Source organism: Nocardia sp. NPDC057455 (assembly GCF_042802775.1).
Taxonomy (GTDB): domain Bacteria; phylum Actinomycetota; class Actinomycetes; order Mycobacteriales; family Mycobacteriaceae; genus Nocardia.
In genome coordinates this window covers 14,734-40,741 of record NZ_JBHVDM010000060.1, presented here as the reverse complement: position 1 = coordinate 40,741, position 26,008 = coordinate 14,734, and the positions used below count along the sequence as shown (strand labels likewise).

Genomic DNA, 26,008 nt, shown 5'->3' with positions numbered 1-26,008 from the left:
CCGCCCTCGGGGGGGTGGGGGGGGTGGTACCACGGTGTGTGCTTATTTCGTTGGCGGGGGCGGGGGTGTTTGGGGGATGCCTGCCCCCCCCCCCCCCCCGCGACGGTGCCGTCGGCGCGCAAGTACGGGTAGACCGCGACCCGCTTCCACGGCGAGGTCTGCGCACCCAGATCCGGCCGCTTGGGCTGCACCAGCGGCAGACCCGCCGCACCGAGGGCCTGATCAGCACGCGAGACCCGCTGCGGACGCGGCCGCGAGCGTAGTGTGCGAGCACGCCCGCGGTGGCGGCCGCGTTCGAGCGGGGCGTCGTAGAGGTCCTTGACCCGCAGGCCGACCGCTTCGAGGACCTGCTCATCCGAGCAGCCCGCATAGCAGCGGACTTTCGTGCGGCCCATGTCGCGGATGTACTTCGCGCCCAGGCTCGGGCGGTGCCCGCGGCCGTCGGCTTCGTGTACCGGGCAGCAGTATTTGACCCAGGACCCGGCGGGGCGGCCCGGCCCGACCGCCCGTTCCAGGGCCTCGGTGACCCGCTCCCACGACCCCGCAGGGCCGTGGCGTGCCGGGGCACTCATTCGGGGAAGCTCACGACGAATTCGCGGCGCCCGATCGGCGGTGCGGGCACGATCAGCCCCGAAGCGCTCGTCGTCCCGGCCGGTTCATCGTGGGCGTGGCCGTCTTCGAACATGCCCTCCGGCGCCAGGATCGTCGGCAGCGCCACCAGCTTCGTCGAGTGGCCGCGTTCCACCGAGCAGAACTGGAAAGGACCGTCGAGGGCGAAGATCCGGTCCAGCGCGGGGTAGGCGTGGGTGAGCAGGAACGTGGACATCTCGTCGGTCTCACCCAGCCGCAGGTGCTCGAACGCGCTCCACAGCGCGTCGAACACCGCGACGGCCTCGCCGTGGTCCCACCAGCGCGGGCACCACCGCGTCTTCTTCTCGCTGCCGGTCGCGGTGACCTCGCGGCGGAACACGTGCGCGATGTAGCCGGTGACGAACGCGTCCAACGTGCGGAAATGCAACTTCCGCTGCGGCTTCTCCTCCACCGGTTCCGGTTCGGGCTCCGGTTCGGGTTCCGGCTCCGGTTCGGGTTCGGCGGCCGGTTCGAGTGCGGCCTGCGCTTCGAGGATCGCGGTCTCCCGCATCCCGGCGATGACTTCCGGGGTCAGCAGCTCGGCGACCACACCGTCGGCGATGTCCTTGGCCTGCGCGTTGATCTGCGCGAGGACCGCTTTGCGGACCGCCGCGTTCGGCAACTGCCCCAGATCCATCTGCGGCACCACCTGCTCGGCCGCCTCGACGGTCTCGGCGGCCTCGGTTGCCTCGGTGGTGGTCTGGGTGTCGTTCACGGTGGCGGTCATGCCGTCTTCCCTTCTTCATCGGTGTGAGGCGGCACGATGCGCAGACGCGGGCGCTCGCCCTCAGCAGTGGTGTGGGAGTGTTCGAGTTCGTCGAGCGCGGCCTGGATCTCGGCCGCGTACGGGCGGTCCCACCACGGGACAGTCGCCGCGAGCGTCGGGCGGTGCCCCGAGGCGAACACCAGCAGCCGCCCCTTGGGCATGGCCGCGATCTCGCTGGCGTACAAGGTGGGCTCGGTGGTGCGGCTGGTCGAGGTCGAGCGCCCGCCCTGGCCCTTGGACACCGAAGTGGTCAGCTCGTGATGAGAGCCGATCAGCTCCGCGCGATCCCGCAAGAAGGAGGCGTCGTCCAGGCCCGCACCGAGGGTCTTGATGTTGGCCGCCGACCACAGCGCGGTCATGCCCTCATGCCCCCAGCAGCGCACGCCCTGGGCCCACGACTGCAGGATCGTCATGACGACCACACCGCGAGAACCGAAGTGGCTGTACTGCTTGGGAAGATCGGCCCAGCGCACGATGTTGGCGGCCTCGTCCAGCACGATCAGCAACGGCACCGGCAACCGCCCGCCGTGGCGGGTGCCCTCCCGCTCCGCCGCCGCAGCGACCGCCGCGCACAAAGCGGTGACCAGCGGCCCCGCAGAGCCCTTGCCCTCCTTCGACAGCGGATACAGCGTGTCCTTGGACTTCACGAACTCCGCGGCGTCGAACTCGGTACGCGGGCGCTCACCCTGCTGCGGCGGGCACACCCACGGGTGGATGCGCGAGTACTTCAAGCAGGACGCCATCTTCTTGGCCGTGCCGAACACGCCCGCGCGCTGCTTCTCCGGCGCGTAGTACTGCGCCGACAGCGACGCCGCGACCAGCCGGAATCCGCCCTTCTTGCAGATGTCGATCGGCGCCTTGTCGTCCTCTGCGGTCACCCACTCGAACGCCTGGGTGATCGGCTGCTTGGCCAACGCGGCGGCCAGGAACAGCCCCGCCAGCAGGTCCTCGCCCTCGGGCTCGAAGAACGCATCACGGCGGTCGCTGTCGCTGGTACCGGCGGCGAAATGGCCGGCCAGCTCCGCCGCGCGTTCCTGCGCGCCCGCGCCGTCGTCGTCACCCAGCACCCACGCGATCGGATCCCAGAACCAGGTGCACGGTTCATCAGCCACACCCTGCGGGTCGAACACGTGCACCTGGCGGCCGCCGGTGGAGCGGGCCGCGCGGGTGGCGTCGACGACGTCACGCTTGTTGCTGGTGGCGACCACCGCGCCGATGGCCTCCATCACCGCCGGGATCACGCGGCTGGTGGTCTTGCCCGAGCGCGGCCCCCAAATGTCCAGGTGCAGATCCTCGTAGGAGGCGTAGAGCATCGCCTTGTCGGCCACCCCACGCCCGATCGTCACGCCCGGGGAATCACCCTCGCCAAGCTGGACTTTCAGCTTGGTCGTGGCGTCCTTGAGGATCGCCTCGCGGCGCATGTCGGCCAGCTCCCGCCCACGCGCCATCCACCGGGCCTGCGAATCGATCCGCTCACGAGACCGCTTGCGCCGCCAGGCCAGCGCACGGCACTTCGCGCACACCTTGCGGTAGCCCAGCGTCGCCAGGCCCACGCCAACGGCGGCACCGGCCACGAGCGTGACCGCGCCGCCGGTGTCCGCGCCGGTCCACTCCAGATGACCCGTCGCCAAGTTGAGTGCCAGCGACAGCGGGTTCCACGGGATGTCCTGCGGGGTGTCGGCGTAGAGGGCCTCACCAACCCGCATCGATACGCCGACCGCCTCACCGGCACCAATGGCCGCCGAAACCGCGATCAGCTCTTTCCACTCCGAAGAATCGCCCTTACCAGGGTCTTTGACACTGCGGTCCATCAGGCTGCCCCCTCAATCTGGGTGGTGCTGGCGGCGACGGCCTCCAGCTGATCGGCGGCCGCGTCGCGGCGGCGGCGTCTGTTGGAGTTGGAGTGGGCGGCCGGTACCTTCACCGCCGCGATCACGCAGTCGGACAGAGCACCCGAGCGCACCAGCGGAGCCGCCCACTCCGCGCACTCGGCCAACCGCGGGCAGCGCCCGCAAATCTCCTGAGCGCGCCGAATCTCCTTCGGCCGCGAGGCATGCGGGAAGAACACGTCCTGGTCGATCCCGTTGCACGCACGATCGCGGTAGACCACCGGACCGAGCAGGTTGGTGCTGGTCATCGCGCCACCCCCGCACCCGGAGTCGCGGTCACGGTCGCGGTGCAGAACGGGGCGCATCCGTTGCCGGTCGGGATCGTGCTGCCAGGCCCGAAGTCGGTGCAGGACACGACCACACAGGTGATGCCAGCGAGAACAACGACCGCACCGAACAGGCTGGCCATCGCACCGACCACACCGATCCCATTGCCGCCGGAGTCCGGCACGACCGGGATCACCACGTCGACCACTCGCTCGCGCACCATCACGCCACCCCCACAGGCAGCGCCGCGAAACCCCTGGCCTCGGCAGCGGTCAGGCCCAGGAGGTTCGCCCACCGTTCGACCTCGATCCGGTCGGGCGCCACCGCGATCCGCATCGCCGCCCGCGCCTGCTCCCATGTCAGCTGACGGCCCGGCAGGTAATCGACGACCCATCGGTCCTGGCCGACGTAGTCGGCGTGGTGGGCGGTCTCCTCGCTGACCATGTGCCCGCGGACTTCGAGCACCGCCGGGATCGCCAGCGAGGCCGCGCGCCGCCAGATCGCCGGAGTCCACCTCTCGGACTGCTTGATTGCCATGAACTTCCCCTTTCGCTGATTCCAGCCAGTCACTTAAGTGAATCAGCGTCACCTAGTTGAGTCAATGGTGTCTATCAGTTGACGTAGGTGACTCACGGGGACTTACTCTTAGGTGGTGAGCACGAAACCTGGCCGACCTCGCTACCTGCAGATCGCAGATGATCTGCGCAGCCGCATAACCAGCGGCGAGTACTCCCCTGGGGACCGCATCCCAACGAAGGCGAGCCTCATGGAACAGTGGGGCGTCGCGCTCAATACGGTGGATCGAGCAGTCGACGAACTCCGAAACGATGGATTGATCGAGACGTTTCACGGCGTGGGGAGCTTCGTCCGCGCCGCGGCCGAACCGGAACAGCAGTCCCACGAGGATGAGCTCGAAGACCTCCGAGAACGCGTAGCACGCCTGGAAACTCAGATGATGGACGTCTACGCCAACATGGGGCTTGAGTACCCCGCTCCTGCGCCGCGCAAGTCGGTGAAGGAGGCAGGGTGAGTGTCAGTCGACTCCCCCGAAGCCCCGGAACTGTCACTGGCCTGCATACTCGCCGTTCGAGCTATCACCCCGACTACGCAGCTATCGCGAGAAACCGCATCGCAATTGCTCGCTCCTCAGCGGGAATGTCTCCAACAGCCTTCGCCGAAGCTCTCAGCGCCGTGCTGGGCAGGGCGATAGAGGCCGGGCACATTGCCTCCTGGGAGACCGCGACGACCCCACCCGGTGATGTGCTGGTCGCCGTAGGCGCACTCGTACCCACGGCAGGTGCTCGTCTCGGAGTCCGCTCGCACAAGTTCATAGCGGCGCGCATCGGCAACACTGCGGCGGCAAGCGAACTCAGCGACCGTCTCCAAATGACCGAAGTGGTGGGCTACCTCGGCAAAACCTCCTGCTGGGCAATGCCGCTTCCCGATGTCGATGGCGAGGCCACCCTGACCATCTGGCCGTGGGGCACCGCCATCATTCATCTCGTCGAGGATCTCGATGTCCCCGACGTGACCACGTTGGCACTTTGGCGGTATCGCTCCTACTCCGAGAACTTGGAGTGGGCCGGGCAGGTGTTGAGCAGTCTGGTCGGCTCCCGCATAGACGCTGCCTACGTACTCAGCCTCTACTGGGTCTACTCGGCACCCTGGCTTGGCACCACGCTTGAAACCGGTCTACGGCTCATCTGCGCGCCGCGGGTCCTCGTCGACCGCGAGCTGAGCGACGCTGCTGCCGCACAGGTCACCGGGGAACGTGTGGAGCACGAACTCCTGACAGCTGGTTACCAGCCGCCCGAGATGAAATCTTTTGGCGCTCCCGGAGTCTCCAGCGCCTGGGCGAGTTGGTCCGGCGTCGTCTACCACCCGCACGACCCGCTTCGCGCTCTCCCTGAAGGCGACCTCGTCAACTTTGAGATCGGCCTCCAGGCCATCTGGGCGCTCACCGCACACATCAACGAACAGGTCGAGGCCGGCCAAGATCCCGAGGTCTGCTCCCGCTACGGCTACGCGTTCCTGCGAGCCGCCCGCTCTGTCCTGCTGACGCCGCGCCCACAGGAGACAGGCCAACACCAGCAGATGCGCGCCGCCATCGTCTCCACCAGCGGACTACCCGGCCAGATGAGCCTGGCAATGGAAGCACTCAAGGAGGCTGGGAAATGACCCCGTCCATCGAAAATTCGGTTCTCCTGGTCGTCGACGCACAGAACGGCTTCGTCAACCAGCATTCGGCCCACGCCGTACCCGTGATCGCTGATCTGGCTACTCGGTGGGCCGAGACCGGGCGCCCAACAATCTTCACGCGGTACTGGAACTACGAGGGCTCCCCTTGGGAGAAGCTGATCGGGTGGCGTGCGCTTTACGGGCCACCCGAGACCGACATCGTCGACGACCTCACACCACTGACAACCAGGGCAAATGCCTACACCCTGGACAAGACCGTCTACACCGCCCTGACTGCCGAGGGAATAGAGCTGCTTCGGAAGCTGGAAGTCACGGACCTGATTATCTGCGGAATCGCAACAGACGCCTGCGTTCTCAAGACTGCCCTTGACGCCTTCGAACTGGGCTACGCCCCATGGGTCATCCGAGATGCCGTCGCTTCCAACGCAACCCGACACTCTGCACAGGAAATCCACGACTCAGCCTTGCTCCATATCTCTCGCCTGGTCGGCGTCCGTCAGCTCCTGGATGCAGCTGACGTTCGAGACCTGATCGACAAGGCCACCGTCGCGTGAAGTCGGAGATTCCCAAGATTCATGTGGAATCCGCTGCGGCGTGTCGGCGAGACTTTCCCCGACCACTCGTTAGCGTTAACCGCCATGGCTAGACCCGTGTCCATGCCCCCCTCCAAGCTGTCCGGTGTCCGCTTGTCCATTGACCTTCTGGATGCCTGTGATCAGGCGATCCGGGAGCGCGGGCTTACGAAGCGAGAGTTCTTCGAGCGAGCGCTCCGGCGGGAACTGGGTCTGCCGGAGACTGACATAGCCAGCCAAGAAGCACTGGACCTCGACGTGACTCGGAAGGAATGCGCGTAGCTGACCCGACCTGAGCGGGCAGGCTGCCCGAACCACACAACCTCATAAACGCGGAAATGCCCCCGGTCTTGCACACCGAGGGCACCGCTCCCCGAAGGGATCATGTCTTTGCACGACAGGTCTCAGGGTAACGCACGCGCTGATTCAGGGGCACGTGAACACACCCTTGTCCGTAGTAACGATTCTTACACCCCGCCTGGCCTGCGGAAATACTGTGCTCTCCGGCCAACACGCCGCCGGAATAGTCCTGCGTTGGTGGCTGGGCTCTTCCCGCTGCCTCCCTTGCGCCTTGAGTTGGCTGAGGACGTCTACAACGCAGTCCCGGCGTGCTGGTGGTCGCGTGAGCGGTGGATCGCGCACAACCTCGCGCTCTACGACGAGCACTACGCGCAGCTGCGCGCCGAGGAGAAGGTGGACTCGGTCGGCCGGCGCACGTTCGCGAACTACCTCATCGCCGAGTCCGGCGGCGCTGACTATGCGACCGGCCGCAACTCCCGGGTCACCATCGACCAGCTGCAGGCCGTGACCCTGCGCAGTGAATCGACGATCCACCGCTGCCGCCGCCTCACCAAAGCACTCGGTACCCGCACGGTGGTGTTCCGTGGACGCCAACGCACCCGCCTCGAGCGGCTGGACTCCTGGCGGCGCGGAGACCGTGCCCGCGGCTGGGCCGCCGTGTCCGCACTGCACGAATCATCCACTCTGCCTGTGGATAACGAAGCCGTCGAAACCTTGCTCCACCAGGGTTTTGGCACCCCACCGGGGCAAAGCTCCGGTACGCGTTTTCTCTCACGCCCAAAAGTAGTTTCTCCACCACAGAACGTGATGAAAGGACGCGCTACGCGCGGCCAGGACGAGAAGGGGCGGCGCAAGAAGGTCCGCTCGTACGACTCCAGAGCCCTGCTACTGGGGGCCAGAGTCCGCGCTGACGCCCGAAATCCGCTGTGGGTACGGCAGCTAGGGGTCCAGGGGTTGGCGGCCGTGCTGACACGCCGAGCGCTGGCCGGGTGGCAGGCCGACGACGTGCACGCCGCCCTCGACGAGGTGTACCTGTCGGGCCGCCGAATCTTCGACCGGCCCCGCGACCCCTACGCCTACCTGGCCTACCTGCTCAGCTCGACACCGGTCGACGAACCGCCGATGCTGCTGGACCGTGCCCGAGAAGCGTGCCTCGAGCTGGAGCACCAGACTCGCCAGCGGGCGGAGAACGAGCAGCGCCGCGCCGAAGCCATGGCCAAAGTCGTTGCCGCGCCGGATTCCCCGGGCCGCGCCGCAGCGCTCGCGATCGCGGCCGCCGCTGGGCAGCGGTCTATCAGCGCGGCAGCCGCCGATCGTGCCGCCGCCGCGGCCGCCCGCCGCGAGCTGGCCCGCAAGGTTCGGCGGGAATGAGCCCCTTTCCCTGGGGAAAGAGCTCCCTACGCGCGTGCGGGAGCGAGTTCTATGGCGACCCCTACTCCCTATTGCCCATATGGCCCCTACGGGGTCTTGGGTTTGGGGACCGGTGGCCACGGGTCGCCGTCGTTGAATCGTGCTTCGTGTTCGGCGCAGGCCCGTGCGATCGCGGCGCGGATGAACTGCTGCTTGGTCTTCACTCCGGTGTGCGGGTAGGTGTAGGCCAGCACCGATTCCAGGCGTTCGCTCAGCTCGGTCGGCACCGACAGCAGGATGTCGGTCGTGTCCGCCGGCCTTTTCGGGCGCCGCGGCTGCTTACTGTCCCTATTGCCCATATGGCCCCTATGGTCCGTGGGCTGCGGCTCTTCGGGTTCGGGCGGCGGCGGTGGGTTGCGGGGACCGAATGGGTTGCGTCTCGGTGCGGGGGCCGATGCCGGTTCCGGCAGCTCGGGCTTTGGGATCGTCATCATGCCTCCTTGTCGATGCCGTCGAGGATGGTGGCGAAGTTGTCTGCCAGCCACCGTGTGCGGGCGGTCTGGCGGGGGTGCTGGTCCATTCCGAGGCCCGCGTTGGTGAGCCGGGAGATATCGGCCAGCTGCGGGATCGGCTGGCCCAGGACGGGCACGCCAGCGTTGGCGCAGTACTGGCGGATGTAGTCGACGTTCTCGGCGTGGTCCTTGCGTGTCGAATCCATCAGGTTGATGACCACACCGGCGACCCTCAGCTCGTGATCGGCGAACTCGTAGAGGTCGTTGATCGCACCGAACACCGAGATCATGCCTTCGATGTGGTCGAACTCGGGCGCCACGACGATCAGGACGTTCTCGGAGGCGAGCATCGCGGCGCGGGTGATCAGGTCGACCGCGGGGCGGCAGTCGAACAGCACCCGGCCGTTCTTGCGTGCCTCCCGGAACGCCCGGCGCACCGACAGCTCCCCGCCGGTCTGGCCCAGCAGCGTGTCCTGGACTTCCTGCATCTCCTCGAACCCGCTCGGCGCGACGAAGATCCGATCCCTGGTCTTCGCCGGGATGACGATTTCCTCCAGCGGCCGGTTCACCCGCCGGTCCAGGACATCGGCGAGCGTGCCCGTCGGCGGAAGGTTGCGGGCGTTGTGGCCGGTGAGGTGGCTGGTTGTGTTGCCCTGCGGGTCGACATCACCGACGAGGACGTCCTCATCCCGGGCGGCGGCCGCGTGCGCGAGACCGTTGACCAGCGTGGTCTTGCCCGGCCCGCCCTTGAGATTCATCACCGCGGTAACCGTCATTCGAACCATCCTGGGCAGCTGAGAAGCGTGGACACCACGGCACCCTACCGGCCGTACAGCCCATATGGCGCGTAGGAAACACCGCTGACCAGGTCATACATGGCCCATATGGCGTATACGCCCCTACTGGCGAGGCGCCGACCAGGCACGACCCGCGTGAACTGTCCCCTACGCCATACCGATACCCATACCGCCCGTACTCCAGGTATCTGCCATATGGCCAATATCCACCATATGGACCACACCGCCTATAGGCCGATGGAGGGAGCCGATAGCCCCGAAAACCCCAGGTACACCAATCGGCGTTCCGCGAACGCCCAGGTCGTCACCCTCGCATCGGTCAGCGACCGGCGAGCGACATCAGGCGGAATTTAGTTTCTGTTAAAACGTAAAACTTCAACGTAAAAACTATAAACATAAACGGATATGGTAGGATTGAGGGGTGACGAATTCAGAGACGGCCCCGGGGGAGACCGGGGGCGATGCTGCCGCTGAGCAGCGCGTATGCCAGTTCCCGGTCGACTATGACGCCGCGACCGGGGATTGGGTGGTGGCTGGGCACCCGCTGCCGCCCGCCTCGCCGGGCCGGGGTCGGAGGTCGGAATACTGCGGGGAGTTCCATGTCGATCCGGACGGGGAGCGGCGGCGCCACGACCGTGCGACGGCGTTCCAGCGCCGACGTGAGCTGCAGCTGGAGGCCGCCGGCGGTGCCACGCCGAAGGCTCAGCGTCCGGCGCCGCGGCCGGTGACGTCGGCGCGTGCGAGCCTGTCGGAACTGTTGGCGCAGTGGGAGATTGTCACCACCGCCCACCGCCGCCAGCAGACCGAGCTGGTCGACCGTGTCGCCGAGATCGTGGCCACCGCCGGGGATCCGGATGCCGCGGTTGCGGAGGTGACCCGTATCCGCGCCGAGGCCCAAGCCGAGGTCGACGCCGCTCGCGCCGCAGCGGCCGAGGTCGAGGCCGAGGCCATCGCCGCCCGCCGCGAACGTGACCGGGCCCTGGAGGACAAGGAGCTTGCCGAGGGCGCAGCGCTGGACGCCCTCGCTGAGCGAGATGAACGCCTGGCCGAGGCTGACGTCCGTATCGCTGAGCATCAGGCCGCGGTCGATGCGGCCCGCGGCGAGGCTCAGCAGGCGCGCAGCGATGCCGATGCCCGAATCGCGGCAGCCGAGCAAGCCGCGCACGCTCGCGCCGAGCAAGCCGAGCGGGACGCCGCCGCCCGGGTCACCGAGGCGCAGGCCGAGCGGGACGCGCGGATAGCCGAGTATCAGGCTCTCGTCGACGCCGCGCGCGCCGAGGTCGAGCAGGTGCGAAGCGAATCGGCTTCCCGGATCGCCGCGGTGGAGGCAGAATCAGCCGAACGCATCGCCGCCGCCGAACGCGCGGCAGCCGAGCGCATCGACCGCGTCGAGCACGATGCGGCCCTGCAGATCACCCAAGCCAACGACACCCGCGACGAAGCCGAGCAGGCCCGCGTCCGCGCCGCGTCCGCCCAAGCCGTCGCCGAACAGGCCGCCGCCGATGCCCGCACCGAGGCCGACCGGTTGCGTACCGATCTCGCTCAGGTGCGCGAGCAGGCCCGCAGCGAACGAGAAGACCTGCGCGCCCAGGTCGACACCATCCGCGAGGAAGCGAAGGCCCAGGCCGCCGCCGATCGCACCGAGATCGGTCGCCTGCGTGAAGAACTGATCAGCGCCCGCGGCGAGGCCCGCGCTGACCGTGAGCAGCTGCGCACCGACCACGCCGCCGAAATCGCCCGCATTCAAGCCGCCCACACCACCCAGCTCGACGCCCTGCAACGCGCTCTCGACGCCGCGACCACCACCGAGAAAGGTTCCCGCTGATGTTCTCTCGCTTGAAACCCCGAACCACACCCCCTGATGGCGACAGCCTGGTCGTCGGTGCCCTGCCCGATCGGGTGCGTACCGCGCGGGAACGGCTGGCGCACCAGGCCGACCCGGCTCTGACCGCAGCACTGTCGGAGGCGGAGCTCGCGGCCAATCGCGCGGTGGCAGAGCGGATCCGCGAGCACGAACGCCTGGAACGCCTCGCGCAGGTCGAGACCGCCGAGTCGACCGCGGAGCAGGTGCGTCGCGCGCACGCGGAGATCCTGCGCGCGGATGCCCAGGACTTGGTGACCGCCCGCCGCGCGTTGGCGGAGCAGCGGCGCCAGGCCAGCCCGCACGCGCAGCTGGCGAACCTGTACCGCATCAAGAAGTGGTCCGGCCGCGCCTTGGCCGGCGTCGTGGCCGCCGCGATGGTGTGGTCAGCGGTCAACGTGCAGCACAACGTCGCACCCGGCGGCGCCACCGACCCGCTGTACTGGGCCAGCTACCTGCTCGAAGGCTTGATCTCCACCGTGCTGGTGGTGTTCATGGTGTCCGGCAACGCGGTGGCCCGCTGGAAGATCACCGAAGGCGAGACCCTGATCCGGTGGACCGAGGCGGTGCTGCTGGCGGCGACCATCACGTTGAACACCTACCCGTACCTGCGTGTGCACGCCTGGTTCGACGCCGCGGTGCACGCGGTCGCGCCGATCATGATCGGCGTCGCCTTGGTCGCTCAGGACGCGGTGTCCAAGCGACTCGGCGCCGCCATCGCGGTCGCGTCGGCGGAGGTGCCCGCCGATGACGACATCAACGACCGCCTGGCCGAACTCAGCCGCGTCGCGCAACCGGCCACCAAGCCCGTCGCGGAGCAGCGCGGAGCGGAGCAGCCCGGCGGATGGAGCATCGCTACGGAGCACCCGAACGGAGCACCTGCTCCGCAGCGCCCGATGGTTGCTGCTGTGGAGCACGAACAGAGCACCCCGGTATCCGTGCGGAGCACCCAGCCCGCTGAGCAGAGCGCCCCGGCTGCTACGGAGCACTCTGCGGAGCAGCAGAGCATTGCTACGGAGCAGTCTGCGGAGCACCGTGCAGAGCACGAACTGAGCACCCCTCCGGCTACGGAGCACCCTGCCGAGCAGCGCAGCACCCCGGCCAGCGCGCCGGAAACCGCGTCCCGTGCAGTCGAGCCGGACGACACCAAGACCACGCCTGCGACCGCTGAGAGGCTGGTAGAGCCCGTGGCAGGCCAGTCAGGTGCCGAGGAGACCGCGCCGGTCCGGCAGCCCGCGCAGAACCTTGCTACGCGGGTCACCGAGCAGCAGAGCACCGCTACGGAGCACCCTGCTACGGAGCGCCCGGCGACTGCTACGCAGCAGCCTGCGGAGCACGAACCGAGCAGTCCGGCCCCTCTACGGAGCAGCCAGCGGAGCACTCCGGTGCCCGTGCGGAGCACCCTGCGGAGCACTTCCGCTGTTGCGCATCGCCTTGCGGAGCAGCCCGCAGAGCACCGCCGGGTTGCTACGGAGCACGCTCGCGCTGAACGGAGCACCCCGCGTAGCACCCAGACCGGTGCTACGGAGCACCCCGCAGAGACCCACGGAGCACCGCCGGCCGGAATCACCGCGGCGGTGTGGAACCGGGCGCACGAGGTGCGCCGCTCGACCGGAGCACGCTCCTCAGCCGAGCAGATCGCGCACGTGCTGGCCCGTCACGACGAGCACCCCGAGCACGGGGCGAGCCGGATCGCGCGGGACCTGAAGATCGGCTTCACCTCGGTGCGCAACTGGCTGGAGGACGACGCCAAGCGCCACGCGGGCACGGGCGCCCGGGTGATCGAACTGCGGAAGTAGCACCAGCTCCAAACAGAAGACGAGACCCCGGCGGAAGGTAGCCGCCGGGGTCTCGTCGTGTCAGAACACTACCCGCGCAGGTAGGCGGTGTTGTTGAGGGCCAGGGTCGCGTGGATCTGCGCTTGCGCCTGGAGCGCTCGCACCCGCTCCCACATGACCCGATCGGCGGCCTCCCGGCCGGTTCCGGCGTAGGTGGCCCACCCGCCGTCCAACAGGTCCACGCTCGACGCGAGCGCCTTTTCGAGTTCTCGATTCGCCTGCGCCGCCAGCTCGTCGGCGCGCTCCCCATGCGATGCAGCCATGCCCGCGACGGTAGCCGCGAGACCTGCCCTGCCGCATCGGAATCGGCCGCGCGGTGCGGTCCCGTTTCGGTCGGTCCGGGATTCCGAGCGGATCGGGTTATCCTGGAACAGAACTCGCGGTAGCGAGCTAAGTTTTAGGTGCACTAATCGTGCACCCCACCCGGTTTCGGGTGGTCGCTGCGCTGGGCTGGAGGAGGGCTGCGGATGGCAGGGGAGTCGCCGAATCGGCAGGCACAGGCGAGGCGCGTGCGCGCGGCGAATGTGCCTGGGGGCAGACCACACCGACAGGTGGTGAAGCTGTCGGATGCCGAGCAGGCGGAGTTGACCGCACGGGCGGAGGCGGCGGGGATGAGCGTGCCGCGGCTGTTGGTGGAGACCACGCTGGGCGGGCAGAGCACGGAGGTCGGGCGGGCGCATGCGGCGCTGCGGGTGCTGGAACTCGATGATCAGGTGCGGGGGGCGATGAACAACCTGAATCAGCTGGTGCGGTACTCCCATCAGAACCGTGAGCTGGCGGAGGGGATCGCGGTGGCGGTGGTTGCGGCGACGCGGGCGTCGTTGCAGTTGGATGCGTTGGCGCGGTGGGTGATGGGGTTGGCTCCGGCGGTGTCGGCGGTGTCGATCGCCGAGGAGGACCTGGACGTGGACAACGAGTGGGCCGCCGCCGATTTGGACGGGTGATGCCGTCGTGATCCCGAACATCCGCAAGGGCTCGTATATGCGGCAGCTGCTGTGGTACCTCGCGGGTCCGGGGCGCAAGAACGAACACCGTGATCAGCGAGTGCTGGCCGGTGATGTGGTGACGATGGCCGTCTACGCCGGTCGGATCACCCAGGCGCAGGCGGTGGAGTTGGCGCGGCTGCTGGATAGTCCGCGCCAGACGTTGTTGCGTGGGGCGCCGGTGTTGGTGACCGACCACAAGCAGGCGAAGGCGTTGATCGCTCAGGGCATGGATCGCAAGGCCGCCTACGAGCAGGCCACCAGCGACCACAACACCTGGCATTGCTCGCTGACGCTGGATGCGAGCGAGGGGCAGCTGTCGGATGAGACGTGGCGCGGGATCGCGAACGACTTCATGCGGTTGATGGGGTTCACCGGCCGCAGCGATGGTGTGCCGGACGCGCGATGGGCGGCGATGCATCACGGGCTCAACGAGTCCGGTGGTGACCACATTCATGTGGCGATGGGCGTGGTGCTGCCGGACGGCAGCCTCGCGGACCGGTATCTGGACTTCCTGCGGGCGCAGGACGCGTGCAACAAGCTGGAGCACAAGTACGGGCTGCGGGTGCTGGCCTCGCGGGAGGAGGGCGGCGCGGAGCGGGCCACCAAACCTGCTGAGCGGGCCCGCGCCGAACGTCTCGGCGTTCCGGAAACCGATCGGGAAGCGCTGGAGCGTCGAGTGCGTGCCCTTGCGGTGGCCTCGTCGAGTGAGGCGGAGTGGATCCGGGAGGTCCGAGCCGCGGGCATCATCATCAGCCCGCGCTTCGCTGCGGGTGGGATGGACGAGGTCATCGGGTACAAGGTGGCGTTGCCGCCGCGCACGAACCGGGACGGCAAGCGCGAGAAGTCGATCGAATATGGTGGCGGGCGGCTGGCGAAAGACTTGACGCTGCCCGACATCCGCGTGTGGGCGAGCTGGGATCGGTCGTTCGAGGCGCGCGAGGAAGCGCTGGCCGAGTGGCGTGCCATCACCGCCGCAAGCCATCAGGGGCGCGGCGGCGTCAGCGGGATCGACTCGCGGATGAGCGAGCAGCAGGCCATTGTGGAGCTGGCGCGGTTCGGGCAGTACGCGCGCGAGATCCCGTCCGAAGATCGCGACGCGTGGGCGAAGCTGGCGTCGCAATCGGCCGGCCTTTTCGCGGCGCTGTCGGTGCAGACCGAGAAACGCCCTGGACCGCTGCACACGCTGTCACGCCAGCTCGCGCGAGCGGGGCAGCAGCCTGCGAATCAGCGGCGCCCGTGGGGTGTTCACGGGTCCGGCCTGCGTCATGTGGCGCGGATGGTGTGGGCGGCAAAGTCTCCGCAGGCGAGCAACGTCGCATTGGTCGAGGCGATGGTGGACTGCCTGCTGGCGGTCGGGCAGATGCTGGAGGCCACCGACCGCGCCCGCACCGCGGCGTCGATGCTCGTCGAAGCCAAGCAGGCGTTGACCGAGATCCACATGCGCGCGGCCGGTCTGGATCCGAGCAAGCCCCACATCGGCAACTACGGGTCACCAGCGTGGGCGGCGACCAAACGCGCTGAGCGTGTCCTGGCCGGTGGTGACCGCGACGCGACCGAAGCCGAGATCACAGACGCATACGACGGCTGGAACGCGCGCCGGATCGCGCTGTCGGCCACCGGGCGCGTGAGCTACGACGAGCGCGGGCAGATCGTGCAGGAAGTCCAGCCCCGCCGCGTGACCGCACCGGCCCCGCAGGCGGTCCGGCGTGCGACCGGGCAAACGCAGACACCGACACCACCCAACCCGGGACAGTCCAACAACCGCCGCAAGCCGCCGCCAGCGCCTCACCGCGACCGCGGATTCGAGCGGTAGACGGGGGTAATCCAGGGGCTACTCCACCCCTGGCAGCTCGGTGAGCTGCGGTGTTTCCGTCCCGGCCCGCACCTTCGTGCGCAAGCTCCCGATTTCCCGACCACCCTCGATCTGCGTACCTGGTTCAAGGGTGGTCGAGAAACCAGTTCGGGCCGGGACGGAAACACCGAAGAAGAACACCGGATTCGGGGAGGAATGGGGGAGGAATGGCGGCGGCCGCCGGGAGGGGGCGGATGCTGCGGTGGGGCGTGCTGGTCGCCTTGGGAGGTGCTGCCGCACGAGCTTCGCTCGCTTGCCACCGAAGTCGGCATCGCACCGTCGTCACCACTTAGATAATCGATCTCTATAGCTTGCTCCCGGATCATCCCGTTCTGACCTGCGTCGCGATCGGAGATGTGTGGCAAGCCCTCCCGCGAGGGAGGGCGCGGCAGCCTGGGCGGGGCGACCCGGCGCCTTACAGGCTGTAGCCGGTGTCGCGGGAAGGGCTGTTGTCGAAGATCGGGGTATCCCATCGCTCGCGCTGGCGTTGCCGCTCGGCCTCACGCTGCTGGCGTCGTTGTTCGGCGCGCTGCTGGGCGATTTCCTTGCGGGTAGGCAGAGGGTTGTCTTGGGCGTGGATCTCGTTGCGGGCACGGTTTTCCCGTTCGAGCTGGTCGGGTGGAAGCTCGGCGCGGCGGTGCTGTTCGTCGACGGGGGCTTGAGCCCAGGCGCGTTGCTGCGCGCGGTATGCGTCGGCGCGGTCGCGGTCGTGTTGGCCGGCGGCGATCTCGCGGTCGGCGTCGGCGAGGGCGTTGTTGCGCGCGGCGGTGTCGGTGGCTTCGGTGAGCAGGCGAGGCCAGAGGGATTCGTGCGCACCGATGCGGGCGCGCACTTCGCTGAGTTGCGCGCGGGTGGCGTCGCGGCGGTCGGCGGCCTGGTTGAGCGCTTCTTCAGCGTCGGAGGCGGCCTGCTCGCGCTCGAGACGGGTTTGGCGGCTGTGCCACCACCGCAGGGCCGCGGCATCGTCGCGTGCTGTTCGCCAGGCGGCACGCGCGGCGGCTTCGTCGCGAGTGTGTTCGGTGTTCTGACGTTCGAGGGCTTGGGCGGTGCGGATGTCGGCGGCTTGGTCATCGCGGCGGCGGTGGTCCTCGATCAGCTGCTCGCGAGCTCGGAGGGCAAGGGTGAGCCGGTCGGGTCCGACCTGCACGTTGGTGTACCGCAGGTGGTTGTGGCGCCTGGTGACCTCACGGGCGAGGGCGGCATCACGCAGTGCCCGCAGTTCCTGGCTGCGGAATTCGGCGATGAGGTCGACGAATTCGCGGTCGTGGCCGTCGTCGAGGTGCTCAGCCATGCGCCAGCGCAGCGCGGCCGCGGGCTGCTCGAGAGGCAGCGGTCGTTGTTCGTGCGCGGCGCGCAGGGTGGTGGGGACGTCGAGACCGGTTGCGGCGGCGCGGGTCAGCTCGGTGGCCAGCACCGGCCAGTACGGGTCTTCGGTCAGCCGTAGATCCAGCGCGGTCGCGGTCGCGTGCCAGCGCCGTGTGTCGGTGTCGCGGTCGCCCAGGACGCGGGCGAGCTCGTAGTGGAAGCCCGCTTGGGATTGATGGGCGAGGGTGCCGGGTAGTTGTTCGGGTCCGGTGAGGCGGCGATCGTTGTCGGGGATGTCGTGGACGGCGCGCCAGATGGTGAGCGAGGACAGCAGGTCCGGTTTGGTGTCGATGAGGGGTTTGGCCCACATCGGCGCCGAAGTGGTGGTCCAGGCTCGTGCGGTGGTGTCGATCTGGGCGACCAGGTCGGTGATCTGCTGCGCTCTGGTACGCAGGTGCTCGCCGTATTCCGGGTCGGCCAGTAGGCCGGCGGGCACGGTGGGCAGCCACGGCAACGGGTCGGCGGCGCCGTCGCGGTTGCTGGTCAGGTCAATGCGCCAGCTCAGGACGGCGGCGCGGTCGTTGGCGGTGTCGAGTTGGTGGCGCGTGACCGCTTCGGTGAGGACGGCGACGGGGTCGTTTCCGGCCACCGCGAGGGTCGAGAGCTGCTTGCGCAGTGTCGGGTAGGCGGGCTCGCTGGTGAGGCCCGGCGCGAGTTGTTCGGCCGCGGCGTCGATGCGCTCCAGCGCGGTGGGGTCGGTGCGCTGTTGGGTGACCACACTGATCGCGTCGGTGTAGGCGCGGGCGGCGTGGGCGAGCTGGGCGCGGGGGTCTTCGGCGTGGCGTTGGGCGGTGGTGGCGGAGACCTGGGCGCCGTCGCGGCCGAGGATGCCGGTGAGCACGTCGAGGGCGGTCGACGGGTGGAGCGCGTCGAGGGTTTCGGGTGCGGTGTCCTCGCCGTCGTGGGCGGTCGCGACGTACAGGTGGTTTTCGTGGCGGCCGCGGGTGAGCGCGACGTAGGCCTGCTGGCGGGACTCGCCGCCGACCAGCACGGTGTGCGCGGTGTCGACGGTGAGGCCTTGGGCGGCGTCGATGGTGGTGGCGTAGCCGAGGGTGGTGTAGTCGGCGACGTAGTCCTCGGGCAGGGTGATCAGCCGCCCGGATCCGATGTGCGCGGCGGTGATCCGTCCGTCGGCGTGCACGGCTCGCACCCTCCAGCGGTAGCCGTTGCGGACGTGGTCGGTGGCGGATATCCGCATCCGGTAGGCGTTCTTGCGGGTGGTGATGATGTCGCCGACGCTGGCGGCCAGCCCGTCCCCGAGCGTGACCTCCCTCCGGACGTGGGCGGCAGGGTCGCGGGCCAGGCGGGCGTCGCGGGCCCGGGTGTTCAGCTCGGTGACCAGGTCGCGGGTGGGTGCCAGCAGCACCGCGTCGCGGCCGGCGGCGGTGTCGGCGGCCCACGCCTGGAAGGCGTCCTCGATGACGGTGCCGATGGTGCCGACGTGGACGCGGTCGTGGTCGACGTAGTGCGCGATCGCGGCCGGATCGCCCTCGCGCAGCGCGAGACTGGCCGCGCGCTCACCGGGATCGGTGAACCGCATGACCTGGGTCAGGGTGAGGGCTCCGGTGGCGTGGGCGATGTCGCGGATCACGCCGCCGGCGGCAACGGCCGCCAGCTGCTGGTCGTCGCCGATCGCGCGGACGCTGGCGCCACGGGCGAGCAGGAACCGTATGGCGGTGTCGAGTTGGCGGGTGGAGGCTTTCGCGGCCTCGTCGATGATCACCAACGTGCGGTGATCAATCTGCCGCAGCCAGGCCGGTGAGTCGGGTTCGAAGATCGCGATGGGGTCGTCGATGAGGGTGGTGAGCATGTCGATCGTCGCGGTCGGAGCATGGATCTCCTCACCCAGCACCGCGGCGGCCGCAGCAGTCGGCGCCAGACCGAGCACGATGCCGCCCTCGCTGGTCCACGCGCGGGTCAGCACCTGCATCGCGGTCGTTTTCCCGGTTCCGGCCGGGGCGATCGCGACCTGCAGGCGCGCACCGGAAGTAGCGAATCCCTCGACGAGCGCGCGCTGTCCAGGGTTGAGGGTGCGGCCGTGGTTGTTGGCGGCGAACTCCACCAGCGCCAGCTGCACCGCCGCGGCCGGGATGGTGCGGCCGCCGTCGAGCTGGGCGGCGGCGATCAGCCGCTGTTCGGCGTCCACGATCGCGCGGGCGGTGTAGAGGGTGGAGTCGGCGGTGGTGTAGACGCTGGTGCCGTCACGGCGGCGCAGCACACCGACCGCGGGCACCGGATCCGGGACACCGCGCGGGATCGAGCACGGCTCGGCCAGCGCCACCTTGACGACTCGCTCAGCCACCTGCGCCCACTGCCGGGTGCTGACCTGGCCGCGCAGCTGGCGCTCGGTCTCGGCGCGAATGTGGTTGAGCTTCCAGGTCGCGCGGTGCCCGGCGACGGTGTCGACCACGCGCCGCGCGGTCTGGGCGATCCACGCCTCATCGACATCCGCCAGTTGGAGGCTGCCGGGTGCGAGGGTGTCGGTGAGCAGCTCCTCGACCGCGTGACGGGAGCCGAGCAGCCCCACCGCTTCCCGCTCCCAGGTGTCGCGCTGCTCGCCCAGGGCGCGGGGTTCGTGCTTGCGGGCCCGGGTGGAGAGCGTGGCCACCTGGGCGAGCTTCCACACCTCCGCCGGAATCGGCGCCCGCCCGTGCTTGGCCTGGAACTGCCTGGTCAGGGTCGCGAGTTCGGCGCGGATCATGGTCGAGCGCTGCGACCACAGCTCGATCAGTTCAGCAGCGACACCGGCGATCTCGCGGACCGGCCGCTTGTTGGGGTCGCGGGCGGGCCGGTCGGTGAACCGGACGCCGATCGCGTCGCCCAGGTGCTGCTCGAGGCGGGCGTTGTAGATCTCGCTGGCGGTGACGGCATGCTGGTAGACCATGCGGCCGTCGAGGGCCCGCCAGCGTCCGTCCAGAGTGCGGACCTTGTTGGACACCACGACGTGGGTGTGCAGGTTCGGGTCACCGGCGCGGGAATCGCGGTGCAGGAACGCGGTCGCGATCATGCCCTCGGTGTCGACCTGCCGGACCCCGTCGGTGCCCAACCTTGTGTAGCAGCCGTGCTTTTCAAGGTAGGCCAACGCGTCGGCGATGGCGGCGGCGTGCGCGGCCTCGATCTTCTCGGCGATCTCCCGTGGCGCCAACGCCCACACCGCCGACACCGACTTGGCCGCCGAGAACGTCAGGTCGAAACCGGCGACGGCCCGGCGCTCCGGACGAGAATGCCGAGCCATCCAGTCGGTCAGCTCCGGCCCGTCACGCGGTTCCCGACTGTGCTCCTGGGCGAACATCTCCCGGCCCACCCGGGTGCGGATCTCCTCCCTCACCTCCTTCGGCACGGGCGCGTCCTCAGGCTGACCCGCCGCGACATTCCACGCGGTCAGCGCCTCCGCGACGACATGCCGAAAGCTGCCCTCCGGCACCTTGAACCGGTAGAACGGACGCCCCAACTGTGCGGCCTTGCGAGCGGCGGCCGCGGAGTCGCCGGACGCAAGGCGGGCAGCGATGATCGCCTCCGCGTTCGGATGACGCCCCTCCCGATACAGGGCGGTCATCTGCTCTTCGTCGACTGTGTCTCCGGCGGTGATGTCGTCGAACGCGACCAGCCCCGAACCCAGCCAGATCCCAGGCACTTCACCGCGATCGGAGTAGTAGTCCGACAGGCTGGCGCGGCCCCGCTCGTGGCCGTCGTGCACCGCAACGCATCTCGTGTAGTAGTCGACACCAGCGTCCGCGCTGAGCCTGTGCGGAGACATCACATAACCGACGGTACGGAAGAATCGGACGTTGCAGGTCAGACCACACACAGCCGGTGTGCCCAAGAATGCAAAAGGTGTGAACATGTGTTCGAGGGATGTGGGTAGAGCGTAGCGCAGTTGGGTGGAAGTGCGCTGGTTGAAGTGGGTTTGGGTTGAGGCGTGCGGGTGTGGCTTGCGGTGGAATGGTGGGTTGGAGGTAGGCGCGGTGGTGTGAGTTACCAACGGCTCCGGCGCCTCACCACTACGCTCACACCACACCGAGACGGTGCGCGACCGCTCGCGGTCGAGCACCGGAGGGAAGGGGAGGTGCGGCGGGATGACTCAATACCGGTTCGAGTGCACGAACTGCATGCTCGGATGGCACGAGACGCCCTACTGCCCGTACCGGCGGCCACAGCCGCCCGCGATCACACCGGAGAGGATGTGGGCGGCGGGGCGCCTGCTTCAGCTGGAACGGGAGGGCGTGATCGACCTGACCCCGTTCCGCCGCAGCACGTTCTGGTGGGTACCACGAGCGCTCCTGGTGTTGCTCGTGTTCGTCGTGCTGGTGATCCTGATCTGACCGGGGCGAGAAGAGGCCCGCATGCCAGTGTGGGACCTCTTCCGTCTGTTCTTATGTCGTGGCGCGTGGCCGGTCAGGCTCCGCGCGCGTAGTCCTCGTGCCAGGTCTCGAGGACCGACAGCGGCCAGTAGAGGCGATACAGGATGCGGTGGGGGGCGGGGAAGGGGGCCTTTTTCGGGCCGCCGCGCGCCAACCAGCCGGTGACGGTGCGCGAGGGGATTTCGGTGATCGCCTCGACCCCGGCGATGTCGACCCACATGTCCCCGTCCGGCAGTTCCGGCAGGCCGAGGAGACGGCCGGCGGGGAGCTGCTCGCCGCCGGCGCGGGCCTGGCGGATCTGCGCGGATCGGTCCGCCAGGTCGAGGTCTTCGACCGGCCGGGTTCGGGTGGGGTCGGGCGGCATTCGGAAGTCGCTTTCTGTCAGGGCTTCACGGCATCGCCGACGAGTCTAGGACAGGTTGCAGTGTCAAAACTGTAGCAGCTCGCCGAGCCACACTGTACAGTTTTATTACTGCACAGTTTTGAAACTGCAAGGAGGGGTTCATGTCCCGACGTGACTCGACCAGGACGCGGCCGCGCACCGCTACACATCGGCCCGCGACTCGTCGTCGCCGGTTCCGCCACGACGATCTGGTCGCGGTGGACCTGTTCTCGGGGTTCGGTGGCCTGACCAGGGGAATCGAGATGGCCGGATTCACCACGATCCTGGCGGCCAACCACAACACCTACAAAGTCGATGTCCACGAGGCGAACCACCCGCACGCGCAGCATTGGATCGCCGACCTCGTCGATCCGGATGCGGCGGACTATCACTCTGCGAGGGACCTGCCCGCCGCGGATCTGCTGGTGGCGGGGGTGTCGTGTGTGAACCACAGTCAGGCGAACACGCAGAAGGCCTACGAGCAGGGCGTGAGCCTGTTCGACCTCGACGACCCCGACTACGAGGATCGCGTGACCCGCTCCGAGCGGGACCGGGCGACCGCCAATTGCGTGCTGCACTACGCGGATCGGAATCGTCCGCGCATGATCCTGGTCGAGTGCACGACCGAACTCACCTCATGGGGTCCGGCGATTCCGGGCCGCCGCAAGGTCGGTGACGGGTCGACGTACCGGTGGTGGCTGCGCGCGTTCGGCAACCTCGGCTACGAGCACAAGATTCTGTATCTGAACTCGATGTTCTTCGGGGTACCGCAGAGCAGGGATCGGCTGTACATCGTTTTCTGGGATCGCCGTCTCCCGGCGCCGGACCTGGATCATCGGCCGTTGGCGCGGTGCGGGCACTGCGACGAGGTCGTGGAAGCGGTGTGGTCGTGGAAGACCGGTGTGCCGCCGACCGGCGCGGTCCGCTACGGCACCCAGTACAACTACCGGTGCCCGCGCTGCCACCGCGAGGTCGTGCCGACGATGACACCGTCACTGCACGCGCTGGACCTCACCAACCTGGGCACCCGGATCGGGGACCGCAAGCGCCCATTGCGGCCCGCGACGATGGCGCGTGCGGAACGCTGCCGAGCGAAGTTCGCCGAATTCCCGGCGATCCTCATGCCCGCCAAGAGCGTGCATGGCACCGAACGAGCCCTGAGCCAGCCCCTGGCCACCCAGACCAGCCAGCAGGAAACCGCGCTGCTGTCGACCGGGCACGTGTTCGCCGCGCACCGCCACAACGGCGACGGCCAGCACTTGAGCCGCCCGATGGACACCGTGACCTCCACCCACGAGAAGGCGGTGCTGCTCGCGGTCAACAACTTCCAGGGCGCACCGCGCGCTGCCGGTGATCCGCTGCCCACCCAGGGCGGCTCGCAGACGCTGAGTCTGCTCTCGACGGGAGTGGTGCCGTTCCGGAAGAACACGCTGCCGACCACCTACGCCGAAGCGATGCCGACTGTCACCTCCGAGCAGATACCCGGCGTGCTCACCGCCGCCGGGGTGATCAAGAACAACGGCGCCATCGACGAAGCGAAGTACCGCGCCCACCCGGTCGCGGACCCACTGGGCACCATCACCGCGTCCGCGTCGCAGGCCCTGCTGTTCGGCGGCTGGTACAAGCAGAACGGGCCTTCGGGGACCGAGACCGCACCACACCCGATCATCGACCCGTTCGGGACCTTGACCTCCCGCGATACCACCGGCCTGCTCACCGCCGGATGGCGAGCTGCGCTGGCCGATCTCGCGCTGGAGGACTGCTACTTCCGCATGATGGCCGCCCACGAAGTGGGCCGCGGCTGCGGATTCGACACCGACTTCCCCGGCCACACCGGCGAGTTCGTCGTCTGGGGGACCGCACGCGACCAGGTCGACGGATTCGGCAACGCCGTCTCCCCGGCGGTCGGTGCCTGGATCGGGCAACGGCTGCGTGCGGTGCTGCACACCGCAGAGGCGATCGCATTCCCTACGAGCAGGAGCACCTCATGCCGAGGCTGATGTCGGTCTCCCTGACCGAGGACGCGGTGCGCGAACGCCGCAAGACCGTCACCCGCCGGATGGGCTGGCTCACGCTGACGCCAGGCACGCGGCTGACCTTGTGCCGCAAGGTCATGGGCCGCAAGCCTGGCGAGCCGCTGGTGCGCATCGTCGACGTCGAAGTCGTCGATGTGCGCCGTGAGCGGCTGGCGCTCATCGGTCCCGACGACGTGGAGGCCGAAGGGTTTCCGGACATGACGCCGGAGGCGTTCGTGGAGTTCTTCTGCCGCAGCCACACCGGCTGCACCCCGGACACGCTCGTCACCCGGATCCGCTGGCGGTACCTCGACTGACCAGGCGCCGGCGAAACGGCCCCGGACCTCGCTCAGGCAGGTTCCGGGGCCGTTTCGCTGGAGCGGTGCCGCAGTCGCGGCTGGAAGTCGGTCATCGGGTTGTCGGGGTGCGGGGGACGAGGGTGATGCCCAGGTCGACGGTGCTGCCGCCGTCGGCGAGATGCTGGGTGACGACTCCGGACAGGGTCCGCTCAGCGCCGGATCGCCGGGTGTGCAGGGACACGTGGGGAGGTTGGGAGCGTAGGCCGGAGACGACGAGCACCCACAGCGGGATGTCGTCGAGGTCGGTGGGGTCCTGGCCGTTGCGGGCGTATCCGATGGGTCCGATGCGGTCGACGATTTCTTGCTGGCTGGCTACGAGTCCGCGCCGTTTGAGCCGCTGTGCCATTTCGCGTTCGGTGGCGCCGGTCGCGGCGATCAGTTCCTCCCAGCTCGCACCACGCTGCCAGCCTTCCAACAGCGCCTGATCCATGGCCTCGCTCCAGTACAGCTTGCCCGCGGCGGCGGCGTGGTCGCGCAATTGCTGTTCCCAGTCGTATTCAGGATCGTTGTGCAGCTCGAGGCCCAGCAGTTCCACGGCCACCCGCTTGCTGTTGCGTTCGGCGCGGCGCTGCGGCGGCAGCAGCATGTGGCAGCGGGCCCGGATCGCGGTATCGGTGCGGCCGAACTCGGCTGCCAGCTCCATCACCCGTTTGCCCGCGCGCACCTGCTCCACCAGGCGGCGGCACTCCGCGGTCAGCCACGGCTCCCCGGCCCGCACGGTGGCCACCCGCTCCGAACCGTATGTCTCCGACATGAGGTCCCTCCCTGTGTGTTCCCCTGCGCGCCTTACATTCTCGCGCTCCGCGAAGCCTCCAGGGCGAGTATCGACCGGCACACCGACACCTCCCGCCTTACGGCAGCCGGGTCGTCATCACCAGATGCCGCGGCGGCACGGACTGATCAGGGGCGCGGATCCGAAACGCAGAACTCGCCCCGGTCCGCGCTGGACCGGGGCGAGCTTTCAGTAGTCGGGGGTGCGATTTTCAGGATTCATCGAGCAGTTCGAATACCCGCACCGGTGTGGTGTCCATGTACTTCTCGTACTCCTTGGGCTGAGCGGCCTTGAACTTCGGGCTGTCGAACTGCAGGGTGAGGTACTGCGCGTGTACCTCGGGTGCCTCCTGCGCAAGCCGCTCGGCGTTGAACTTCGCGCGAGACTTCCCGATCCGCCACATCGCGACTCCATCGATGCCGCTGGATTTGCCGATCGCGATCTTCAACGCCGAGGTCAACCGGCTGATCTCGTTCTCGGCGTCTTTCACCTGGTTGTCCAGCCGGGCCTTCTCCGCCAGCATCTCGTGCAGCTGGCGGTGCAGCATCGCCGTGTCCGCCGTCGCCTCCACCACCTCCTCGTCAGGAGTGACGGCCTCGAGCTCGGCCACCGCCGCCTTGTCGGCCTGCTCGCGCGGCAACTCCTGTTCGAGGTACTCCTGCGCGGCAGCCAGCACCCCGACCACCTCGGCCGGGGTGAACCGGAAGATCTCGCTACGCGGGCGCACCAGCCGTAGCGCGTAGCGCTGCTTGATGAAGTGCTCACCCGCCAGCGCCTCCGCACTGGTCTCCGTGGACACCGACCGGAACAGCGCCAACGTCGACGGACATCCGGTCTGCAACTGGTTGCGGCGCTGCTCAAGACTGTTCGATGTCTTACCGATCTTGAACAGGTCCTCGTTGCCGAGCTGGAACGCATAGATGTGTGCCATGAGA

Annotated in this window: 23 protein-coding genes; 11 read left to right on the top strand and 12 right to left on the bottom strand. The window is 68.6% G+C overall.

The window, feature by feature from the left end:
• Positions 1-568: 568 nt before the first annotated feature.
• Genes ACFU5M_RS22965 through ACFU5M_RS22945 form a run of 5 tightly spaced genes read right to left on the bottom strand, consistent with a single transcriptional unit; the run spans position 569 to position 4,089 of the window.
• Complete coding sequence (locus ACFU5M_RS22965; RefSeq protein WP_379052485.1) at positions 569-1,357, bottom strand: DUF4913 domain-containing protein; 789 nt, start codon at positions 1,355-1,357, stop codon at positions 569-571.
• A complete protein-coding gene (locus ACFU5M_RS22960; protein WP_379052483.1) occupies positions 1,354-3,207 on the bottom strand; it encodes a type IV secretory system conjugative DNA transfer family protein in 1,854 nt (617 codons plus the stop codon). Before ACFU5M_RS22960 ends, ACFU5M_RS22965 begins: the two co-directional genes overlap by 4 nt.
• Positions 3,207-3,533 (bottom strand): WhiB family transcriptional regulator, encoded by a 327-nt coding sequence (locus ACFU5M_RS22955; RefSeq protein ID WP_379052482.1) that lies wholly within the window; start codon positions 3,531-3,533, stop codon positions 3,207-3,209. The genes ACFU5M_RS22960 and ACFU5M_RS22955 overlap by 1 nt, the downstream gene beginning before the upstream one ends.
• Entirely contained in the window at positions 3,530-3,775 is a 246-nt protein-coding gene (locus tag ACFU5M_RS22950; RefSeq protein ID WP_379052480.1) for a hypothetical protein, read from the bottom strand. Before ACFU5M_RS22950 ends, ACFU5M_RS22955 begins: the two co-directional genes overlap by 4 nt.
• Complete coding sequence (locus tag ACFU5M_RS22945) at positions 3,775-4,089, bottom strand: hypothetical protein (RefSeq protein WP_379052478.1); 315 nt, start codon at positions 4,087-4,089, stop codon at positions 3,775-3,777. Before ACFU5M_RS22945 ends, ACFU5M_RS22950 begins: the two co-directional genes overlap by 1 nt.
• 115 nt (positions 4,090-4,204) lie before the next feature.
• Here ACFU5M_RS22945 and ACFU5M_RS22940 point away from each other — a divergent pair, with 115 nt between their 5' ends.
• The 4 genes from ACFU5M_RS22940 (at position 4,205) to ACFU5M_RS22925 (ending at position 7,994) form a co-directional block, all read left to right on the top strand.
• Entirely contained in the window at positions 4,205-4,582 is a 378-nt protein-coding gene (locus ACFU5M_RS22940) for a GntR family transcriptional regulator (protein ID WP_379052476.1), read from the top strand.
• Between the two features lie 356 nt (positions 4,583-4,938).
• Positions 4,939-5,730: a hypothetical protein gene (locus tag ACFU5M_RS22935; RefSeq protein WP_379052475.1), complete on the top strand. Its 792-nt coding sequence runs from the start codon at positions 4,939-4,941 to the stop codon at positions 5,728-5,730.
• On the top strand, positions 5,727-6,305 hold the full coding sequence (locus tag ACFU5M_RS22930) for a cysteine hydrolase family protein (RefSeq protein WP_379052473.1): 579 nt from the start codon (positions 5,727-5,729) through the stop codon (positions 6,303-6,305). The genes ACFU5M_RS22935 and ACFU5M_RS22930 overlap by 4 nt, the downstream gene beginning before the upstream one ends.
• Positions 6,306-6,887: 582 nt before the next feature.
• Complete coding sequence (locus ACFU5M_RS22925) at positions 6,888-7,994, top strand: hypothetical protein (RefSeq protein WP_379052471.1); 1,107 nt, start codon at positions 6,888-6,890, stop codon at positions 7,992-7,994.
• A gap of 86 nt (positions 7,995-8,080) precedes the next feature.
• Here ACFU5M_RS22925 and ACFU5M_RS22920 read toward each other — a convergent pair whose 3' ends face one another.
• Together ACFU5M_RS22920 and ACFU5M_RS22915 are read right to left on the bottom strand one after the other, a co-directional pair.
• Positions 8,081-8,260, bottom strand: coding sequence for a hypothetical protein (locus ACFU5M_RS22920; protein ID WP_357811178.1), 180 nt, complete (start codon positions 8,258-8,260; stop codon positions 8,081-8,083).
• A 203-nt stretch (positions 8,261-8,463) separates the two neighbouring features.
• The gene (locus tag ACFU5M_RS22915) at positions 8,464-9,261 is read right to left on the bottom strand and encodes a ParA family protein (protein ID WP_357811181.1); all 798 of its coding nucleotides are present in this window, start codon (positions 9,259-9,261) and stop codon (positions 8,464-8,466) included.
• 442 nt (positions 9,262-9,703) lie between these two features.
• Between ACFU5M_RS22915 and ACFU5M_RS22910 the strand changes: the two genes are divergently transcribed.
• Both ACFU5M_RS22910 and ACFU5M_RS22905 read left to right on the top strand, forming a co-directional pair.
• Complete coding sequence (locus tag ACFU5M_RS22910) at positions 9,704-11,107, top strand: hypothetical protein (RefSeq protein ID WP_379052470.1); 1,404 nt, start codon at positions 9,704-9,706, stop codon at positions 11,105-11,107.
• The gene (locus tag ACFU5M_RS22905) at positions 11,107-12,942 is read left to right on the top strand and encodes a hypothetical protein (RefSeq protein ID WP_379052469.1); all 1,836 of its coding nucleotides are present in this window, start codon (positions 11,107-11,109) and stop codon (positions 12,940-12,942) included. Before ACFU5M_RS22910 ends, ACFU5M_RS22905 begins: the two co-directional genes overlap by 1 nt.
• A gap of 68 nt (positions 12,943-13,010) precedes the next feature.
• Here the strand turns inward: ACFU5M_RS22905 and ACFU5M_RS22900 are convergent, their stop codons facing one another.
• Positions 13,011-13,244, bottom strand: a complete 234-nt coding sequence (locus ACFU5M_RS22900; protein WP_379052468.1) for a hypothetical protein — start codon at positions 13,242-13,244, stop codon at positions 13,011-13,013.
• A gap of 291 nt (positions 13,245-13,535) precedes the next feature.
• Here ACFU5M_RS22900 and ACFU5M_RS22895 point away from each other — a divergent pair, with 291 nt between their 5' ends.
• Positions 13,536-13,925, top strand: coding sequence for a plasmid mobilization protein (locus ACFU5M_RS22895; RefSeq protein WP_379052467.1), 390 nt, complete (start codon positions 13,536-13,538; stop codon positions 13,923-13,925).
• Between the two features lie 7 nt (positions 13,926-13,932).
• On the top strand, positions 13,933-15,780 hold the full coding sequence (locus ACFU5M_RS22890; RefSeq protein ID WP_379052466.1) for a relaxase/mobilization nuclease domain-containing protein: 1,848 nt from the start codon (positions 13,933-13,935) through the stop codon (positions 15,778-15,780).
• Between the two features lie 454 nt (positions 15,781-16,234).
• Here ACFU5M_RS22890 and mobF read toward each other — a convergent pair whose 3' ends face one another.
• A complete protein-coding gene (gene mobF / locus ACFU5M_RS22885; protein ID WP_379052487.1) occupies positions 16,235-20,941 on the bottom strand; it encodes a MobF family relaxase in 4,707 nt (1,568 codons plus the stop codon).
• A 319-nt stretch (positions 20,942-21,260) separates the two neighbouring features.
• Here mobF and ACFU5M_RS22880 point away from each other — a divergent pair, with 319 nt between their 5' ends.
• Positions 21,261-21,506, top strand: coding sequence for a hypothetical protein (locus ACFU5M_RS22880; protein WP_379052464.1), 246 nt, complete (start codon positions 21,261-21,263; stop codon positions 21,504-21,506).
• Between the two features lie 73 nt (positions 21,507-21,579).
• On the opposite strand, the gene ACFU5M_RS22875 is transcribed toward ACFU5M_RS22880, so the two are convergent.
• Positions 21,580-21,909, bottom strand: a complete 330-nt coding sequence (locus ACFU5M_RS22875; protein ID WP_379052463.1) for a hypothetical protein — start codon at positions 21,907-21,909, stop codon at positions 21,580-21,582.
• A gap of 140 nt (positions 21,910-22,049) precedes the next feature.
• On the opposite strand from ACFU5M_RS22875, the gene ACFU5M_RS22870 reads away from it, so the two are divergent.
• Both ACFU5M_RS22870 and ACFU5M_RS22865 read left to right on the top strand, forming a co-directional pair.
• Positions 22,050-23,927: a DNA cytosine methyltransferase gene (locus ACFU5M_RS22870; protein ID WP_379052461.1), complete on the top strand. Its 1,878-nt coding sequence runs from the start codon at positions 22,050-22,052 to the stop codon at positions 23,925-23,927.
• On the top strand, positions 23,915-24,259 hold the full coding sequence (locus ACFU5M_RS22865) for a hypothetical protein (protein ID WP_379052460.1): 345 nt from the start codon (positions 23,915-23,917) through the stop codon (positions 24,257-24,259). Before ACFU5M_RS22870 ends, ACFU5M_RS22865 begins: the two co-directional genes overlap by 13 nt.
• A 91-nt stretch (positions 24,260-24,350) precedes the next feature.
• On the opposite strand, the gene ACFU5M_RS22860 is transcribed toward ACFU5M_RS22865, so the two are convergent.
• Complete coding sequence (locus tag ACFU5M_RS22860) at positions 24,351-25,055, bottom strand: hypothetical protein (RefSeq protein ID WP_379052458.1); 705 nt, start codon at positions 25,053-25,055, stop codon at positions 24,351-24,353.
• Positions 25,056-25,284: 229 nt separating this feature from the next.
• Complete coding sequence (locus ACFU5M_RS22855; RefSeq protein WP_379052457.1) at positions 25,285-26,004, bottom strand: GIY-YIG nuclease family protein; 720 nt, start codon at positions 26,002-26,004, stop codon at positions 25,285-25,287.
• Between the last annotated feature and the right edge of the window lie 4 nt (positions 26,005-26,008).

Bases quoted from the DNA above. Each gene is read 5' to 3' on its own strand.
- ACFU5M_RS22965 (WP_379052485.1), bottom strand. From the start codon at position 1,357: ATGACCGCCACCGTGAACGACACCCAGACCACCACCGAGGCAACCGAG.
- ACFU5M_RS22960 (WP_379052483.1), bottom strand. From the start codon at position 3,207: ATGGACCGCAGTGTCAAAGACCCTGGTAAGGGCGATTCTTCGGAGTGG.
- ACFU5M_RS22955 (WP_379052482.1), bottom strand. From the start codon at position 3,533: ATGACCAGCACCAACCTGCTCGGTCCGGTGGTCTACCGCGATCGTGCG.
- ACFU5M_RS22950 (WP_379052480.1), bottom strand. From the start codon at position 3,775: ATGGTGCGCGAGCGAGTGGTCGACGTGGTGATCCCGGTCGTGCCGGAC.
- ACFU5M_RS22945 (WP_379052478.1), bottom strand. From the start codon at position 4,089: ATGGCAATCAAGCAGTCCGAGAGGTGGACTCCGGCGATCTGGCGGCGC.
- ACFU5M_RS22935 (WP_379052475.1), top strand. From the start codon at position 4,939: ATGACCGAAGTGGTGGGCTACCTCGGCAAAACCTCCTGCTGGGCAATG.
- ACFU5M_RS22930 (WP_379052473.1), top strand. From the start codon at position 5,727: ATGACCCCGTCCATCGAAAATTCGGTTCTCCTGGTCGTCGACGCACAG.
- ACFU5M_RS22915 (WP_357811181.1), bottom strand. From the start codon at position 9,261: ATGACGGTTACCGCGGTGATGAATCTCAAGGGCGGGCCGGGCAAGACC.
- ACFU5M_RS22905 (WP_379052469.1), top strand. From the start codon at position 11,107: ATGTTCTCTCGCTTGAAACCCCGAACCACACCCCCTGATGGCGACAGC.
- ACFU5M_RS22900 (WP_379052468.1), bottom strand. From the start codon at position 13,244: ATGGCTGCATCGCATGGGGAGCGCGCCGACGAGCTGGCGGCGCAGGCG.
- mobF (WP_379052487.1), bottom strand. From the start codon at position 20,941: ATGTCTCCGCACAGGCTCAGCGCGGACGCTGGTGTCGACTACTACACG.
- ACFU5M_RS22880 (WP_379052464.1), top strand. From the start codon at position 21,261: ATGACTCAATACCGGTTCGAGTGCACGAACTGCATGCTCGGATGGCAC.
- ACFU5M_RS22875 (WP_379052463.1), bottom strand. From the start codon at position 21,909: ATGCCGCCCGACCCCACCCGAACCCGGCCGGTCGAAGACCTCGACCTG.
- ACFU5M_RS22870 (WP_379052461.1), top strand. From the start codon at position 22,050: ATGTCCCGACGTGACTCGACCAGGACGCGGCCGCGCACCGCTACACAT.
- ACFU5M_RS22865 (WP_379052460.1), top strand. From the start codon at position 23,915: ATGCCGAGGCTGATGTCGGTCTCCCTGACCGAGGACGCGGTGCGCGAA.
- ACFU5M_RS22860 (WP_379052458.1), bottom strand. From the start codon at position 25,055: ATGTCGGAGACATACGGTTCGGAGCGGGTGGCCACCGTGCGGGCCGGG.
- ACFU5M_RS22855 (WP_379052457.1), bottom strand. From the start codon at position 26,004: ATGGCACACATCTATGCGTTCCAGCTCGGCAACGAGGACCTGTTCAAG.